Genomic DNA, 16,091 nt, shown 5'->3' on the forward strand with positions numbered 1-16,091 from the left:
GAGATGTGTATAAGAGACAGGGTTCGATGAGCGTGAGGCTCGCGTGCGGGTTCACGACCGCCGTGTGCTGGATGTAGTCGTGGAGTTGCTGGCGGGCCCGCATGTTGGCCTCCATCTCCAGTTCGATGCGAGTGCCGTGTTGTCGGTCCCACGAGGTGGTCTTCTCGGCACGAATCTCCGGTTCGTTCTTGTCGGTGTCGATGACGAGTTCGAAGTATTCGGCGTCGGCGGACCCCTGCGTACGGCTGGTAATCTTGGCGGGCTTCCCGCTCGTCAGTTGGGAGTAGAGAACCGCCGCAGAGATACCGATACCCTGCTGACCGCGAGACTGTTCGCGTGCGTGGAAACGAGAACCGTAGAGGAGTTTCCCGAACACTTTGGGCACCTGTTCCTTCGTGATGCCCGGCCCGTTGTCTTCGATGACGAGACGATAGTAGTCGTCTACTTCGCTGATTTCGACGTAGATATTGGGCCGAATACCCGCCTCTTCGGTGGCGTCGAGCGCGTTGTCCACAGCCTCCTTGACGGCGGTCACCAACCCTCGGGCTCCGCTGTCGAAGCCCAGCATGTGCTTGTTCTTCTCGAAGAACTCGGCGATGGAGATCTCTCGCTGGCCTTTCGCCAGCTCCTCTGCGATCTCCGACTCGTCGCCGAGTGTCGACTGGAACGAGGTCATTTCCTGTTGCGCATCTACCCAGTCCCACGTTAAGTACCCACCGGCAGCAGAGTGAAAGTGAACAGCGGTGCGATGTCGCCGCTTGCTAGCATTTTTCAGACATCACCGCCAGTGACAGAGAGTCACAAATTCCAGTAGATTGTCCCAAGCGACGATTCGGTAAGTAGTACGCGCCCGCGCGTGCGAGCCTTTAAGGGACGAGGTGTCTTAGACCTGTTCAGATGTCACAGGAAAACGAGTACGGGGCCGGACAAATTCAGGTTCTCGAAGGGCTCGAAGCCGTTCGAAAACGTCCGGCGATGTACATCGGTTCTACCGATTCCCGTGGTCTTCATCACCTTGTTTACGAAGTCGTCGACAACTCCATCGACGAGGCACTAGCAGGGTACTGCGACGCTATCGAAGTGACCCTCCACGAAGACGGGTCAGTGAGCGTCGCCGACAACGGCCGCGGCATCCCGGTAGACACGCACGAACAGTACAATCGACCCGCCGTCGAGGTCATCATGACCGTCCTCCACGCCGGTGGGAAGTTCGACAACAAATCCTATCAGGTCTCCGGCGGCCTCCACGGCGTCGGCGTCTCTGTCGTCAACGCGCTCTCGACGGAACTCGAAGTCGAAATCATGCGCGACGGAGCCGTCTGGCACCACCGCTTCGAGAAGGGCGAACCCGTCCAGGGCGCGTTCGAGCGGGTCCGCGACATGGAACCCGACGAAGAGACGGGGACGACCATCACCTTCTGGCCGGACAACGAAATCTTCGAGACGACTGATTTCACGTTCAAGACGCTCGAAACGCGTCTTCGCGAACTTGCCTTCCTCAACTCCGGTGTGGAAATCTCGCTCACGGACGAACGGAGCGAGGAGTCGAGCACCTTCATGTTCGAAGGCGGCATCCGCGAGTTCGTCGAATACCTCGACGAGACGAAGACGGCGCTGCACGACGACATCATCTACTACGAAGACGAGACCGAGGGCATCGCGGTCGAAATCGCCATGCAGGCGACCGACGAACTGCAGGGGTCGATTCACGCCTTCGCGAACAACATCAACACCCGCGAAGGCGGGACTCACCTGACTGGGTTCAAGACCGCCCTCACGCGAGTCGTCAACGACTACGCGAACTCCGAGGGGATGCTCTCTGACCTCGACGGCGATAACCTCCGCGGCGAGGACGTTCGCGAAGGGCTTACCGCCGTTATCTCCGTCAAGCACCCCGACCCGCAGTTCGAGGGCCAGACGAAGACGAAACTCGGCAACTCCGAAGTTCGGGGTATCGTCGAGAGCATCACGCACGAGAAACTCGGCACGTACTTCGAGGAGAACCCGGACGTGGCGACGGCCATCATCTCGAAGGCAGTCGAGGCCGCCCGCGCCCGCAAGGCCGCGAAGAAGGCCGAAGAGCTGACGCGCCGCAAGTCTGCGCTCGAATCGACTGCGCTCCCCGGTAAACTCGCCGACTGTCAGAGTCGCGACCCCTCCAAGTCCGAACTGTTCGTCGTGGAGGGCGACTCCGCAGGTGGCTCTGCGAAGCAGGGCCGAGACCGGGAGTTCCAAGCGATTCTCCCCATCAAGGGGAAGATTCTGAACGTCGAGAAACACCGTCTCGACCGCATCCTCGAAAACAACGAAGTTCGCGCACTCATCACCGCCATCGGCGCCGGTATCGGCGACGAGTTCGATATCGACGATGCTCGCTATCAGCGCATCATCCTGATGACGGACGCAGACGTCGACGGGGCACACATCCGAACGTTGCTCCTGACGCTTCTCTATCGGCACATGCGTCCCCTCATCGAAGCGGGCTACGTGTACGCCGCGCAACCGCCGCTGTACCGCGTTCGCTACCGCGGCAACACCTACGATGCGATGACCGAGGAAGACCGCGACCGCATCATCGAAGAGAAATGCAACGGCAACCCCACGCAGGTCCAGCGGTTCAAGGGACTCGGAGAGATGAACCCAGACCAGCTTTGGGAGACGACGATGAACCCCGAAAACCGTGTTCTCAAGCGTATCACGGTCGAGGACGCGGCCGCGGCCGACCGGATGTTTAGTATCCTAATGGGCGACGCAGTGGAGCCTCGAAAGCAGTTCATCAAGGACCACGCGACGGACGCCGAGTGGGTAGATATCTGATATGAGTTCTGACGCACCAGATTCCTTCGAACCCGACGCGGGCATCGCGGCGGAAGTAAAGAACGCTCGCATCGAAGACGAGATGGAGCAGTCGTACATCGACTACGCGATGTCCGTCATCGCGGGTCGCGCCCTCCCCGACGTGCGCGACGGTCTCAAGCCGGTCCACCGGCGCATCCTCTATGCGATGAACGAAGCGGGCGTAACCGCCCACTCCTCGCACCGGAAGTCCTCGTCCATCGTGGGCGAGACGATGGGTGACTACCACCCGCACGGTGACTCCGCCATCTACGACGCTCTCGCGCGTATGGCGCAGGACTTCTCCATGCGCTACCCGCTCGTGGACGGACAGGGGAACTTCGGTTCGGTCGACGGCGACCCACCGGCCGCCATGCGTTACACGGAAGCCCGCATGGCCCCCATCGCCGAGGAACTCCTCGCGGACATCGACAAGGACACTGTCGACTTCCAGTCGAACTACGACGACCGCAAGCAGGAGCCGACAGTGCTCCCGTCGTCGTTCCCGAACCTGCTCGTCAACGGCTCGTCGGGTATCGCAGTCGGGATGTCCACGAACATCCCGCCGCACAACCTCGGCGAGGTCATCGACGCGACCGTCGAACTCATCGAGGACCCCGATGCGACCGTCTCGGACCTGATGGAGCACGTCAAGGGACCGGACTTCCCGACCGGCGCAAACATCGTCGGCCGAAACGCGGTCCACAAGGCGTACAAGACGGGTCGCGGTCGCATCCGCGTCCGCGCCGACTACGAGGTCGAAGAAGAGGAAGGCCGCATCATCATCAACGAACTCCCGTATCAGGAGAACAAGGCCCGCCTCATCGAGCGCATCGCCGACGACGTTAACGCCGGGAAAATCGAGGGCATCCGCGACATCCGCGACGAGTCCGACCGCGACGGTATCCGCGTCGTCATCGAACTCAAGCGCGGCGCGATGGCCGAGGTCGTCAAGAATCAGCTTCTCGACAACCACCTCGAATCCACCTTCGGCGTCATCAACCTCGCGCTCGTCAACGGCCAACCGCAAGTCCTCACGCTGAAAGAGACGCTGGAGCACTACCTCGACCACCGCCGCGAGGTCGTTCGCCGCCGCTCCGAGTACGAACTCGCCGAGGCCGAAGACCGCGCGCACATCCTCGAAGGCCGGCTAAAGGCCCTCGAAAACATCGACGCCGTGGTCGAGACGATTCGGAACTCCGAGAGCCGCGACGACGCGAAAGCCGCCCTCCGCGGCGACGTCGTCGTCGAAGTCGACGGCGAACCGCTCCCGTCGTTCGACTTCTCGGACGACCAGGCGAACCACATCGTCGCGATGCAACTCGGCTCGCTCACCTCGATGGAAGCGGCCGAAATCGAAGACGAGTACGAGGAGGTCCAAGCGACCATCGAGCGCTTAGAGACCATCCTCGCCGACCAAGACGAACTCGACGCCGTCATCGAAGACGAGCTTCTCGACATCAAAGACGAGTACGCCGACGACCGGCGCACCTCGTTCGTCGCTAACACGGGCGAAGTCACCCGCGCCGACCTCATCGCCGAGGAAGATGTGGTCGTCGTCGTCAGCGAAGACGACTACATCAAGCGCATGCCCGTCTCGCGCTTCCGCGCCCAGCGACGCGGTGGAAAGGGTATCATCGGCACGGACCTGAAGGAAGGCGACAGCGTCTCGTCGGTGTTCGTCGCGAACACCCACGACGACCTGTTGTGCTTCACCAACCACGGACAGGTCTATCAACTCAAGACCTACCAAGTGCCGGAGATGTCCCGTACGGCCCGCGGGAAGTCCGCGGTCAACCTCTTGGACTTCGACGACGGCGAAGAGATTACGGCCGTCGTCAACTGCGACGACCTCGAAGAAATCGAGGGATACCTGACGATGGTGACACAGAGCGGGTACATCAAGCGCACCCACGTCGACAAGTTCCAGAACATCCTCTCGACGGGTATCATCGCTACCAAACTTGACGAGGACGACGAACTCGTCGACGTGGAAGTCACAGACGGTACCCGAGACCTCGTCATCGGCAGCGAGCAGGGGATGTCTATCCGCTTCCACGAGGACGAAGTCCGGGCGATGGGCCGCTCCGCGCGCGGTGTTCGCGGTATCAAACTCGAAGGCGACGACAAGGTCGCCGGTGTCGCCGCCATCGACCAAGATCACCACAGTTGGATTCTGACCGTCACCGAAAACGGGTACGGCAAGCGCACCGACCTCGATGCCTACCGCGCCCAATCGCGGAACGGGAAGGGCCTCATCGACATCAAGGCCAACGAGCGCAACGGTCCCGTCTGCGCCATCAACACGGTCGGCGAGGGCGACCACCTCGTCGTGATGTCCGACGAAGGCCAAATCGTCCGGACACCCGTCGAAGATATCTCGACGGTTGGCCGCAACACGATGGGTGTCATCGTCATGGACCTCGATGCGGGCGACTTCGTCGCCTCCGTCGACGTGATACCACCGAAGATGACGACCGAAGACGAAGAACTCGAAGACGACGCGGACGCGGAAACCGAGGCTGACGCCGACGCCGAAGCCGAAGCAGTCGCGGACGAAGAGTAATTCGAGCCCCGGAGACGCCGGGATTTTCTTTTAGTATCTGTTTCGTGAGTGGCGACGACGCAGTCTCACGCCGTGTTTCGTTCTATCTCTGCCATGGTGGCCGCCGTGTAGCCGACGAACCCGACGCCGACGACGAGAAATCCGAGTCCAAGCCGTAATTCTGCCGAGACGGGGAGCGTCGGACTCACGCCGATTGTCGCAGCAAGCGTGACGAGACCGGTGCTCAGTCCAGTCCACCGTTTGTCTCCCCACTCGTCTCCCGTGGTGTAAGATGGATAGTGCCATCCGATGTGCAGTATGGTTGCGACCCCGGTTCCCCAAACCAGTCCCGTCGCTACCGCCAACCCGATAGTATTCGCAAACCAGTAGAGTCCGCTACTCACGAGTATCGTCACGAGAAGGCCAACGAGCCAAGCGAGAGACGTGCGCTCCATACGGCCAGTAACCCTAATTCGATGATAAATAACTGCCCCCTTTCGACGTGAAGCCTGCTGTGAGAGCGACTCCACGACCAGCTATTCTCACCCCCAACGTTCGACAATTCAAAAGACTCGATATCCCGGCTTACGCCGTGTTTCGCTCCAACTCAGCCACCGTCGCAACCGCGATTCCGACGACCCCGGTTCCGATAACGAGAAATTGGAGTCCGAGACGGAGTTCGAACGGGAGGGGTAGCGACGAATCAATGCCGACAGTAGCGGGGACAGTGAGAAGTCCAGTTCCGAGTACGAGCCATCGTGTATTGTCACCCGTGTCTCTGGTGTACAGAGACGGAAAGCGCCGCGCGGTGTACAACATGATGGCGACCCCTCCACCCCATGTAACCCCCGTGGCAAGCGCCAGCCCGACGTTTTCGGCGAACCAGTAGAGTCCACCGCCGACGAACACCGCCACGAGAAGACCAACGAGTGACGGAAGCGTTCTGTGACTCATCACCGAAAGTTGACAATTTGGCTGTAAATAGTCACCGTCTCGCCCGGCGACACGGTGCCGACGCCCTACTCGTCGACGTGCGACGGTTCGCTCGTCAGATCGTAGGTGTAGTGCCGCGGTTTGCGGTCTCTGAGCCACTCGCGGAGGGGTTCGACCCGTGGGCGATAGGTGAGCGTCGAGCCGAGTTCCGAAAGCGGGAGGTACGCTGCCTCCTCGATTTCGTCGTCGGGGTCGCTCGGGGCAGGTTCGACGTCCTCAGTGGGGGTTGCGTGGTAGAACCGCTGGAGGTAGATACGGCGGTCCGGCCCGCGAATCTCGCTGGTGAACGCGAGCGACTGCACCTCGACGGGGACGCCGGTCTCCTCTTCAGCCTCGCGGGAGGCCGTTTCGAAGAAGAACTCCCCGGGTTCAGACCCGCCTTTCGGCAATCCCCAGCGACCCTTCTCGTAGACCGCGAGGATGGCGTCGTCCTGAATGACGACGACGCCCGCGGCGAGGTCGTGGGGTGCCGGCGCTTCTCTGGGGGCTGCCATCAGAGGATACTCTTGCCGAAGGCGCTGGCGGCGAGTTCGGTCGCAAGCGTGGCCGTCTCGTTGTGCTCGTCGAGGATAGGGTTGACTTCGACGAGTTCGAGCGAGCGCATCGCCCCCGAGTCGGCGACGAGTTCCATCGCCGCGTGGGCCTCGCGGTAGGTCGCACCGCCCCGGACGGGCGTTCCGACACCGGGTGCCTCGCGGGGGTCGAGCCAATCGAGGTCGAGACTGACGTGGATGCCATCGGTGCCGTCCGTGGCGACATCGAGTGCTTCCTGCGTAATCTCGGTGATGCCGCGCTCGTCGATATCGGACATCGTGTAGGCGGTCACATCGCTGTCGTGAATGGCGGCGGTCTCGTTTTCGTCGACGTCGCGGAGACCGACGATAGCGACGTTTTCTTCTTTCAGACCGTCGGTGTTCGCCCACTCGACGCCCTCGAAGTCGCCGATACCGAGCGCAGCGGCCAGCGGCATGCCGTGGACGTTACCCGACGGCGAGGTCTCCGGCGTGTTGAAGTCGCCGTGGGCGTCGAACCAGATGACACCGATGTCGGCGTCACGGGCGCTTCCAACCATCGACCCGATTGCGATGGAGTGGTCGCCACCGATAGCGAGCGGTGTCGCACCTTCAGCGAGGGCACCTGAGACGGCGTCGGCGAGTGCCGTACAGACTTCCTCGACTTCGTTGATGTGCTTCGCGTTTTCTCCACCCGCATCTGCGTCGCGAATCGCATGGTGGGGGACCGCGAGGTCACCCGCGTCGGTCGGGGTCACACCGGCGGCTTTGAGTTGCGTCGCCAATCCGGCGTAGCGGATGGCAGACGGACCCATGTCGACGCCGCGTCGATTCGCTCCATAGTCGGTCGGAACACCGATAATCCGGGTCTGCTGGTTCATGGTTGAAGCTATCGGGCACGTGATTTAGTGGCATCGGAATACTAAACTATTGTATTTAGTATTCACCCCTCTCCGTGCGTCTACGTATCGAAAATAGTCGCTTGGTGCGTGAGAATACGACGCCGGTGTTCGGGACGCTAGTCGTCGAGGTACGGTTCGCACACCCGGCGGACACCCTCTTCGAACGGAATCTGGGGTTCCCAGCCGGTCGCCTCGCGAATCTTCGTGCTGTCGGCCATCGTGTCGTGGACGTACACGTCGAGTGGGTTCTCGATGTACTTCGGGTCCACGTCGGTGCCGAGTGTCTCGTTTATCATCCGAACCATCTCGTTGAACGTGTAGCTCTCGCCCGTTCCGAGGTTGTAGATGCCCTGCAGACGGTGGTCGGCGGCGAGTTCGATGCCGCGAACGATGTCGTCGACGTGGGTGAAGTCGCGGGTCTGGGTTCCGTCGCCGAACAGTTCGGGACGCTCGCCGTTGGCGATTTTGTCGGCGAACTGTGCGATGGTGTTGGCATACTCGCCTTTGTGTTCTTCTGCTCCGCCGAAGCCCTGATAGACGGAGAAGAATCGCAGGCCGGCGAGCTGCATGTCGTAGTGGTTATGGAAGTACTCGGCGTAGCGCTCACGGGCGAGTTTCGACGCCTCGTAGCCGGTTCGTGCCTCGACGGGCATGTCTTCGGGAGACGGCTCGGTTCGCGACCCGTAAATCGAGGACGTGGAGGCGTAGACGACAGTGTCACAGCCGTCGTCACGAGCCTGTTCGACCGTGTTCACGAAGCCTTCGATGTTGACCCGAGCGCCCTTCGTCGGGTTCTCTTCGTGCATCGTGTACGACGAGAGGGCCGCGAGGTGGAACACCACGTCGATGCCCTCGGTCGGCAGGTCGTCATCGAGGACGCTCACGTCGTGGAACTCGACGCCGTCGTCGAGATTCTCGGGCGTACCGAGATAGAGGTCGTCGACGGCGACGACTTCGTTTTCCTCCGCGAGGTGGTTCGCGAGGTTCGATCCAATGAAGCCAGCACCACCAGTGACGAGGACTCGCCTTCCGTTCATGGTCGACTCAACACTCGTCTGACGTAAAGTGCTATCGTCATCCCACCACTGAATCTACAGTCCAAAATAAACATTCATGAGTGTATAATGGTTGTAAATTAGACAAACGGTAGATTCGACCCCTCATCCATCGCATTTAAGGACGTATGTCGCCAACCACTCTCCATGTCATCAATCGAACTGACATCGAGTCAGAAAACAATCCTCACGGCACTCATCAATCTCTACCGCGAGTCGGAAGATGCGGTCAAGGGCGAAGACATCGCCGAAGAGGTAAACCGTAACCCCGGGACGATTCGAAACCAGATGCAGAGCCTGAAGGCACTGCAGCTCGTCGAAGGTGTCCCAGGTCCGAAAGGCGGCTACAAGCCCACGGCGAACGCATACGAAGCACTCGACGTCGAAAAGATGGACGAGCCAGCGTCGGTCCCGCTGTTCCACAACGACGAACTCGTCGAAGGCGCAAACGTCGACGAAGTCGACCTGTCGAGCGTTCACCACCCCGAACTCTGCCGCGCCGAAATTCACGTGCAGGGCTCCGTCCGCGACTTCCACGAAGGCGACAAGGTCCGCGTCGGCCCGACGCCGCTTTCCCGTCTCGTCGTCGACGGGACGCTCGACGGAAAGGACGACACCAGCAACATTCTCATCCTGCGCATCGACGACATGAAGGCTCCTGTCGGCGACGCACAGCACTAACTGCCGTCTTTCTTTCTCTCTCTCTTTTCTCCACTCTGAGCCACTGCTCAATCTGACCTATCGTCGGGTCGAATCGGTGCTTTGCTGGCTGGCCGAATAATCAAACGTCCGTTAAAAAACAGTCCGATACGTGAGACAGCGTAGTCGGGACGGCGCTGCTTAGAGGTCGCTCCACGCAGAGAGCGCGTGGTTGACCGTCGTCACGTCAGCAATCCAGTTCGCGGCGATGCCCTTCTTCAGCATGCGAGCGAGCGGGCCGCCGAAGACGTTGACGGGGAACTCGCCGACGACGGGGAACTTGACCGCGTGAGCGACGGCGTCGTGACCGATAGAGATGACCGTCCCTTTGTCGGTGAACGACCAGCGCTTGAGCGGGCGGCCGTCCATGGCGCGAGAGACGTTCTCGCCAGCGACGTCAGCAGCGTCCCAGGCGGCCTGTGCAGTCGGGGGCGCGACGTTGTCGGACCCCTGCTCGACGAGGGCACAGTCACCGACCGCGAAGACGCGGTCGTCGCTCGTCTGGAAGTCGTCTTCCGCGTAGAAGCGGTGCGAGCGCTCGTCCTGTTCGAGGTCGACATCCTGTGCTTCGGGCTGGCCGGTGATACCGCCGGTCCAGACGAGCACGTCGTAGGCGAGTTCGTCGGGGTCTTCGTCCTCGCCGCCACCGATGTAGACCGTCTCCTCGTCGACGTTCGAGATGAAGTCGCCCGTCAGAATCTCGATGTCGAGCGCTTCGAGGCGCTTGCGGAGCGCACCCTGCAGTTCTGGGTCGTTGCCTGGGAAGATTTCGTCCATCCCCTCGACGAGTTGGATGTCGATGGGTGCGCGGTTCTGGTCGCGGTACTCGGCGACTTCGGCAGCCGTCTGGATGCCGGAGAGACCGGCACCGCCGATGACGACTTTCGCGGGGTCGTCACGGGAGGCGTCGGCCGACGCCTGTTTGATGTCCTGGTGAATCTCGCGAGCGTCGTCGAGGCCCTTGAGCTGGTGGGCGTACTTCTTGAGGCCCTCGATGCCGAAGAACGCGGTCGAAGAGCCGATAGCGACGAGGAGGTAGTCATAGTCGACCGTGTCGCCACCTTCGAGTTCGACGACGCGCTCGTCGATGTCGACGTTCGTGGCACGGCCCTTGACGAAGTTCGTCTCGGGCGATTTCACGTCGTCGATGGGAATCGCGATGCTCGATTCGACGCTCGGGTCGCGAATGCAACGGTGGACCTCGTGCAGCACGAGGTGGTAGTCGTGTTCGGCGACCCACGTCAGTTCAGCGTCATACCCGAGTTCTTCTTCGAGGCGCTTTACGGCACCGGCACCGGCGTACCCGGAGCCGAGAACGACGACCTGTGTACTCATGTCGTCGTCTGTGTCGTCATTAGATAAAGGGGCTTTGAAACGCGCTCCCAATTCGCGCCGATTTGACCGCTACACCGCCCGAGCCGTCGAAATTCTACTTCGACGGTTGTCGATTCACTCGGGTTCGTGTGTGTTCAGTCCAGCGACAGGCCCGGGTGCCACTGTTCGACGCCAGCCTCGCGTTTCACCTCGTCCATCTTCGCGAGGAGGTGGACGGCGAGACTCCCGACTTCGGCCGCGCGGGACTCGCCTTCAGTTCGGAACTCGCCGGTGACGCGGTTCGCGTAGACAGAACAGACCGCACCAGCGCGGAGTCCGTAGACGTTGGCGATGGTGAGGAGTGCAGAGGCCTCCATCTCGATGTTCTTCACGTTCGCGTTCTGGAGTTCCTCGACGAGCGAGTCAGACCCTGCGGCGCGGAACTCCTCGAATCCGGGGCGACCCTGCCCGGCGTAGAACGAGTCGGCACTCATCGTCAGTCCGACGTGGTAGTCGTAGCCGAGACGCTCGGCGGCAGCGACGAGGGCGGAGACGACTTCGTGGTCGGCGACGGCGGGGTAGTCCTCGCGGACGTACTCTTTCGAGGTTCCTTCCTGCCGGACGGCACCGGACGTGATGACGAGGTCGCCGACGTCCATCTCGGGTTGAATCGCACCGCACGACCCGACGCGGATGAAGGTATCGACGCCGACGCGAGCGAGTTCTTCGACGGCGATAGCTGCCGACGGACTTCCGATACCCGTCGAGGTGACAGAGATAGGCGTCCCGTCGTAGATTCCCGTCGCGGTTCGGTACTCGCGGTGGTAGGCCTTCTCCTCAGCATCTTCCCAGAGGGCGGTTACTTTGTCGACACGCTCTGGGTTCCCGGGGAGCAACACAGCGTCTGCGAGGTCCTCGGGACCGACTTCGAGGTGGTACTGGACCTCCGCGTTCGGGTCCTCACTGTCGTTCATGTAGGTACTCCCGGGGGGACGGTGGAAATTCTTGCGTTCTCGTAGTCTACTCCTCAGCGTCGCGCTTTTCGGCGGCCGCTTCGAGCGTGTCGAGCGAGATGGTGTTCGGGAGCAGTTCGCCGAGAGTGTATTCGGCCGTCTCCTCGCCGCCGAGGTCGCAGACGATTTCGAGGTCTTCGTCGGCGAACTCCGCGAGGGTCTGGCGACACATTCCGCAGGGGGTGACGCCGTCTCGTGCCCCCGAGGTGACGACGATACGGTCAAACTCCGTGTGGCCGTTCTTGACGGCCTCGGCGATGGCGACTTCCTCGGCGTGGAGGCTGTTCGAGTAGTTCGCGTTCTCGATGTTACAGCCGACGAAGACGGTTCCGTCGGCGGTTCGGAGAGCCGCACCGACGGTGTACTCAGAGTACGGGGTGTAGGCGTTGTCGAGAGCGTCGCGAGCGCGTTCGACGAGTGCTTCGGGCATCGTGTCGCGGAATTCGTGCGGTGTCGCTTATGTGGTTCGTCTCGTGGGCAGTCACCACTTAGGCTACCCAATCCCGCAAGGGACTATACGGTTCGGCCACTACCCCGCGTCGTGAGCGATAGAATGGGCGGTCGGCGGGTCTTCCTCGTCATCGGCGTGAGCGTCGTCCTCATCTCGGGTATCCTCGGCGTGTTTATCGGAGAAAACGGCGGGCAAGTCGCCGAGTCGATACAACTGTTCGGCGTACTCTCACTGCCGACGACGCCCGTCGCCTTTGCCCTCTACGGGATGGTCGTCTCGGTGGTCGCCCTCGGGGCGCTGTTCGGTCTCGTCGAGTTCGCGTCGCGTCTCGAAGAGGCCTGAGACGCACTGGCCGAATCGAACGCGTCGCAGAGCGAAAGGGCACTGCTTTTTTCCGTCCACGCCCGAGGGACGAGCATGGACGCGCCCTCGTCGACGTCGACGCCGACTTCGTCCGATGAGTCTGGACCCGGTCCGCTCCCGGAAGAAGAGGGCGGAAAAAACCGAAAACGTGCCGCGCTGGCGACAGCACCGTTTCTGGCGCTCGGACTCGCCGACGTGGTCCTCATCTTACTGCAGGGGCTCGAACCCCTGTGGGGATTCGCTATCCTCCCGCCGATTCTGTTCTGTAGCGTGCTGTCGTGGATCGTCTTCAGCACCGACTTCCTCGAAGACCGGACCTGAAATCCGGGTTTACCGCCGGAGGTTCGTCGAATACTTCGTCGGGGTCTCCTCGTCGTAGCCGAAGTCTTCCGCCGAGAGTTCCGGCTCTCCCGCCCCGGGGTCGGCCATCGGCGTCGCCGACTTGAATCGCTCCCGGAGTCGCTCCGGCATGGCGAACTCGTCGCGGTCGAGACGCACCGCGATGGCGTCGTCGTCGGATTCTCTGACCTGTTGGAGGCGCTCGTTCACGGGAGTCGGAAGGTCGGTGACGTCAACGGGGTCGAACCCCAACTGCGTGCAGTACCGATACGCCGACGAGAAGCCGTAGACCGTGTCGAACCCTTCGGCTCGGGCCCGGTCGACGAGACGTTCGATGACGTGTGCACCAACACCCTGTCGTCGCCACCGCTCGGGCACGCCGACACACGTTATCTCGCAGAACGGCTCGTCGCTCTTGTGGACGCGAATCCGGCCGAATCCGGCCTTCTCGTTGGTTTCTTCGTCGAGCGCGATGACGTAGTCGCGGGACCGAAACGCGCCATCGTCGAACCCTAGTTCCTCAAGCGCGTCGAGCAACCAGGCCTCGTCTCGGTTCTTGGCATCCCGGACGTACATAGTGCAGTATAGCTGACGGGCCGACAAAAACACCCCGGGCGAACCACCCAATCGTCGTTGGTCTCGGCGATTCCAAATGAAAGACAGTAAAGATTCTTGGTTGCCGTCGCGGTATGTCGGTTTATGGACGTACCCGATACCGACACGGTGGTGCACGAACCGGACCCGGAATTCGTCGACGACGCCAACGTGACGAAGTTCATGCGGGCGTACGACATCGACGACTACGACGAACTCATCGAGCGGACCACGACCGAGATGCCGGGTGTGGGGGCCTCCGGCGTCGATTGGTTCTGGGACGAACTCGTCGACTATCTCGGCATCGACTTCTACGAAGACTACGACGAGGTGCGCGATAACAGCGAGGGACCGCAGTTTACAGACTGGTACCCCGGCGGTGAAATCAACATCGCCCACAACGTGCTGGACCGCCACGCGGCGGTCGACTCACCGGACCGAAACCGCGTCGCCTGCATCTGGGAAGGCGAAGACGGTGACGTCGTCGAACAGACCTACCACGACCTCTACCGGGAGGCGAACCGCGTCGCCAACGTCCTCGAATCCTACGGCATCGAAACCGGCGACACGGTCGGCCTCTACATGCCGATGGTTCCCGAAGTTATCTCCATCCTCTACGGGTGCTTCAAAGTCGGCGCTATCGCCGTCCCCATCTTCTCTGGATTCGGCGTCGACGCCACGGCGACCCGTCTCGAAGACCCCGAGTGTTCGGTTCTCTTTACCGCAGATGGCTTCTACCGCCGGGGGTCGGAGGTCCGGCTGAAAGAGACCGCTGATGAAGCCATCGAGGAGGCGGGCTGTGTCGAACACACGGTCGTCTACCAGCGGTTCGAGGACGACGAAAACGGCGAAACTGACATCCCGTGGAACGACGACCGCGACGAGTGGTGGGAAGACACTGTCGGCGAGGCTGAGACGGAGTACGAGACGAAACAACTCCCCTCGGACGCCGAGTCGATGCTCCTGTACTCCTCGGGGACGACCGGCAAGCCGAAAGGTATCGTCCACACCCACGCGGGCGTCCAGATGCAGACGGCCAAAGAGATTCACTTCGGCTTCGACCAAAAGCCCGAAGACCGCTTCTTCTGGGTCTCCGACATTGGCTGGATGATGGGGCCGTGGACGCTCATCGGGAACCACACCTTCGCCGGAACCATCTTCATGTACGAGGGTGCCCCCGACTACCCGAAACCGGACCGCTTCTGGGACATGATAGAGCGCCACCGTCTCACGACCTTCGGCATCTCGCCGACGGCAATCCGCGCGCTCCGCAAGTACGGTGACGAACACGTCGAGAAACACGACCTGTCAAGTCTGCGGCTCCTCGGGTCCACGGGCGAACCATGGGACCCCGAATCGTGGATGTGGTTCTACGAGAACGTCGGCGGGAGCGAGGCACCCATCATCAACATCTCCGGCGGCACCGAAATCTGTGGTTGCTTCCTCATGCCGATGCCGACCCAACCCCTCAAACCGTGCAGTCTGGGCGGCCCCGGCCTCGGGATGGACATCGACATCGTGGATTCCGCCGGTGAGTCCATCGCCGACACCCACGAACGCGGCTTCCTCGTCGCCCGCGACTCCTGTCCGTCGATGACCAAGAGCCTCTGGTCCGGCGACGAGCGCTACCTCGACACCTACTGGTCGTCGTGGGAGAACCTCTGGGACCACGGCGACTGGGCGCAGAAAGACGAAGACGGCTTTTGGTTCCTCCACGGCCGGGCCGACGACGCCCTCAACGTGGCCGGTCGGAAAGTTGGCCCCGCCGAAGTCGAAGGCGCGCTCATCGAACACGACACCGTGAATCAGGCCGCCGCCGTCGGTGCCGACGACGAAACCACCGGAACCGCCGTCGTCGCCTACGTCGTCCTCGAAGACGGGGTCGAAGCGAGCGACGACCTGCGGGAGGAACTCCGTGGCGTCGTCGGCGAGGAACTCGGCAAGCCGTTCCGCCCGCGCGAGATTCTCTTCGTCGACGAGTTCCCGAAGACGCAGTCGGGCAAGATTATCCGCCGGGCAATCGCCTCCATCTACGCGGGCGAAGAACTCGGCGACATGAGCAGCATCGAGAACCCCGAAGCGCTCGAAAAGCTCGAACAGGCGTCCTGAGGCTGGGGTCCCGCTGGGCGCTCCTGCAAGGAGTTGCCCCGTCAGTCTGACTGGCGTGCTTCCCACTCGCGGCGCAACAGGCCGAAGTGAACCACGTCGACGTACGACCCATCGACGAATCGTGCTTCTCTGAACCGTCCTTCTTCGGTGAATCCGAGTCTTTCGAGGAGGGCGCGCGACCCCTCGTTGAAGTCGAACACGCCGGCGTGAACGCCGTGGCAATCGACGTTGCGGAAGACGTATTCGACGAAGCAACTGACGGCCTCCGTTCCGTACCCCTGTCCGTGATACTCGGGTAAGAACCAGTAGACGAGTTCCGGTCGAACGGGCGTGAGGCCTGTCTCTTATACACATCTCTGAGCGGGCT

16 protein-coding genes and 1 pseudogene are annotated in these 16,091 nt (G+C 61.7%); 6 read left to right on the top strand and 11 right to left on the bottom strand.

The features are described from left to right. Positions 1-676 (bottom strand): DNA topoisomerase VI subunit B (locus tag C453_RS10085; protein ID WP_008324310.1); only part of this gene is annotated, 676 nt, incomplete at its 3' end. A 221-nt stretch (positions 677-897) separates the two neighbouring features. Between C453_RS10085 and gyrB the strand changes: the two genes are divergently transcribed. Together gyrB and gyrA are read left to right on the top strand one after the other, a co-directional pair. Continuing rightward, positions 898-2,817, top strand: coding sequence for a DNA topoisomerase (ATP-hydrolyzing) subunit B (gene gyrB, locus C453_RS10090; RefSeq protein WP_008324311.1), 1,920 nt, complete (start codon positions 898-900; stop codon positions 2,815-2,817). Between the two features lies 1 nt (position 2,818). Next, the gene (gene gyrA, locus C453_RS10095) at positions 2,819-5,401 is read left to right on the top strand and encodes a DNA gyrase subunit A (protein WP_008324312.1); all 2,583 of its coding nucleotides are present in this window, start codon (positions 2,819-2,821) and stop codon (positions 5,399-5,401) included. Between the two features lie 65 nt (positions 5,402-5,466). Here gyrA and C453_RS10100 read toward each other — a convergent pair whose 3' ends face one another. The 5 genes from C453_RS10100 to C453_RS10120 all read right to left on the bottom strand — a co-directional run bounded on the left by C453_RS10100 (position 5,467) and on the right by C453_RS10120 (position 8,824). Beyond that, on the bottom strand, positions 5,467-5,835 hold the full coding sequence (locus C453_RS10100) for a hypothetical protein (protein ID WP_008324313.1): 369 nt from the start codon (positions 5,833-5,835) through the stop codon (positions 5,467-5,469). 130 nt (positions 5,836-5,965) lie between these two features. Next, on the bottom strand, positions 5,966-6,334 hold the full coding sequence (locus C453_RS10105; RefSeq protein WP_008324314.1) for a hypothetical protein: 369 nt from the start codon (positions 6,332-6,334) through the stop codon (positions 5,966-5,968). 65 nt (positions 6,335-6,399) lie between these two features. Beyond that, complete coding sequence (locus tag C453_RS10110; protein WP_008324320.1) at positions 6,400-6,867, bottom strand: NUDIX domain-containing protein; 468 nt, start codon at positions 6,865-6,867, stop codon at positions 6,400-6,402. Further along, a complete protein-coding gene (rocF, locus tag C453_RS10115; protein ID WP_008324321.1) occupies positions 6,867-7,766 on the bottom strand; it encodes an arginase in 900 nt (299 codons plus the stop codon). Before rocF ends, C453_RS10110 begins: the two co-directional genes overlap by 1 nt. A gap of 137 nt (positions 7,767-7,903) precedes the next feature. Further along, positions 7,904-8,824 carry an NAD-dependent epimerase/dehydratase family protein gene (locus C453_RS10120; protein ID WP_008324323.1) on the bottom strand — a complete coding sequence of 307 codons (921 nt, stop codon included), beginning with the start codon at positions 8,822-8,824 and terminating at the stop codon, positions 7,904-7,906. Between the two features lie 165 nt (positions 8,825-8,989). On the opposite strand from C453_RS10120, the gene C453_RS10125 reads away from it, so the two are divergent. Beyond that, a complete protein-coding gene (locus C453_RS10125) occupies positions 8,990-9,523 on the top strand; it encodes an Rrf2 family transcriptional regulator (RefSeq protein WP_007540321.1) in 534 nt (177 codons plus the stop codon). 159 nt (positions 9,524-9,682) lie between these two features. Here the strand turns inward: C453_RS10125 and C453_RS10130 are convergent, their stop codons facing one another. The 3 genes from C453_RS10130 to cdd all read right to left on the bottom strand — a co-directional run bounded on the left by C453_RS10130 (position 9,683) and on the right by cdd (position 12,298). Beyond that, positions 9,683-10,876 (bottom strand): NAD(P)/FAD-dependent oxidoreductase, encoded by a 1,194-nt coding sequence (locus C453_RS10130; RefSeq protein WP_008324326.1) that lies wholly within the window; start codon positions 10,874-10,876, stop codon positions 9,683-9,685. 134 nt (positions 10,877-11,010) lie between these two features. Then, positions 11,011-11,829, bottom strand: coding sequence for a nucleoside phosphorylase (locus C453_RS10135; protein ID WP_008324327.1), 819 nt, complete (start codon positions 11,827-11,829; stop codon positions 11,011-11,013). A 46-nt stretch (positions 11,830-11,875) separates the two neighbouring features. Next, entirely contained in the window at positions 11,876-12,298 is a 423-nt protein-coding gene (gene cdd / locus C453_RS10140; protein ID WP_008324337.1) for a cytidine deaminase, read from the bottom strand. A 111-nt stretch (positions 12,299-12,409) separates the two neighbouring features. On the opposite strand from cdd, the gene C453_RS10145 reads away from it, so the two are divergent. Beyond that, complete coding sequence (locus C453_RS10145) at positions 12,410-12,661, top strand: DUF7520 family protein (RefSeq protein WP_241430720.1); 252 nt, start codon at positions 12,410-12,412, stop codon at positions 12,659-12,661. Between the two features lie 75 nt (positions 12,662-12,736). Continuing rightward, positions 12,737-13,003 (top strand): hypothetical protein, encoded by a 267-nt coding sequence (locus C453_RS10150; RefSeq protein ID WP_007540340.1) that lies wholly within the window; start codon positions 12,737-12,739, stop codon positions 13,001-13,003. 9 nt (positions 13,004-13,012) lie between these two features. Here C453_RS10150 and C453_RS10155 read toward each other — a convergent pair whose 3' ends face one another. Continuing rightward, positions 13,013-13,597, bottom strand: a complete 585-nt coding sequence (locus C453_RS10155) for a GNAT family N-acetyltransferase (protein WP_008324340.1) — start codon at positions 13,595-13,597, stop codon at positions 13,013-13,015. Between the two features lie 123 nt (positions 13,598-13,720). Here C453_RS10155 and C453_RS10160 point away from each other — a divergent pair, with 123 nt between their 5' ends. Then, positions 13,721-15,724 carry an AMP-binding protein gene (locus C453_RS10160; protein WP_008324342.1) on the top strand — a complete coding sequence of 668 codons (2,004 nt, stop codon included), beginning with the start codon at positions 13,721-13,723 and terminating at the stop codon, positions 15,722-15,724. 41 nt (positions 15,725-15,765) lie between these two features. Here C453_RS10160 and C453_RS19570 read toward each other — a convergent pair. Further along, positions 15,766-16,035, bottom strand: a pseudogene (locus tag C453_RS19570) (GNAT family N-acetyltransferase); the annotation flags it as partial. Positions 16,036-16,091 lie beyond the last annotated feature (56 nt).

Origin of the sequence: Haloferax elongans ATCC BAA-1513 (assembly GCF_000336755.1) — an archaeon.
In the GTDB taxonomy this organism is placed as follows: domain Archaea; phylum Halobacteriota; class Halobacteria; order Halobacteriales; family Haloferacaceae; genus Haloferax; species Haloferax elongans.

Coding starts and splice junctions, on each gene's coding strand:
- gyrB (WP_008324311.1), top strand. CDS start 898: ATGTCACAGGAAAACGAGTACGGGGCCGGACAAATTCAGGTTCTCGAA.
- gyrA (WP_008324312.1), top strand. CDS start 2,819: ATGAGTTCTGACGCACCAGATTCCTTCGAACCCGACGCGGGCATCGCG.
- C453_RS10100 (WP_008324313.1), bottom strand. CDS start 5,835: ATGGAGCGCACGTCTCTCGCTTGGCTCGTTGGCCTTCTCGTGACGATA.
- C453_RS10105 (WP_008324314.1), bottom strand. CDS start 6,334: ATGAGTCACAGAACGCTTCCGTCACTCGTTGGTCTTCTCGTGGCGGTG.
- C453_RS10110 (WP_008324320.1), bottom strand. CDS start 6,867: ATGGCAGCCCCCAGAGAAGCGCCGGCACCCCACGACCTCGCCGCGGGC.
- rocF (WP_008324321.1), bottom strand. CDS start 7,766: ATGAACCAGCAGACCCGGATTATCGGTGTTCCGACCGACTATGGAGCG.
- C453_RS10120 (WP_008324323.1), bottom strand. CDS start 8,824: ATGAACGGAAGGCGAGTCCTCGTCACTGGTGGTGCTGGCTTCATTGGA.
- C453_RS10125 (WP_007540321.1), top strand. CDS start 8,990: ATGTCATCAATCGAACTGACATCGAGTCAGAAAACAATCCTCACGGCA.
- C453_RS10130 (WP_008324326.1), bottom strand. CDS start 10,876: ATGAGTACACAGGTCGTCGTTCTCGGCTCCGGGTACGCCGGTGCCGGT.
- C453_RS10135 (WP_008324327.1), bottom strand. CDS start 11,829: ATGAACGACAGTGAGGACCCGAACGCGGAGGTCCAGTACCACCTCGAA.
- cdd (WP_008324337.1), bottom strand. CDS start 12,298: ATGCCCGAAGCACTCGTCGAACGCGCTCGCGACGCTCTCGACAACGCC.
- C453_RS10150 (WP_007540340.1), top strand. CDS start 12,737: ATGGACGCGCCCTCGTCGACGTCGACGCCGACTTCGTCCGATGAGTCT.
- C453_RS10155 (WP_008324340.1), bottom strand. CDS start 13,597: ATGTACGTCCGGGATGCCAAGAACCGAGACGAGGCCTGGTTGCTCGAC.
- C453_RS10160 (WP_008324342.1), top strand. CDS start 13,721: ATGGACGTACCCGATACCGACACGGTGGTGCACGAACCGGACCCGGAA.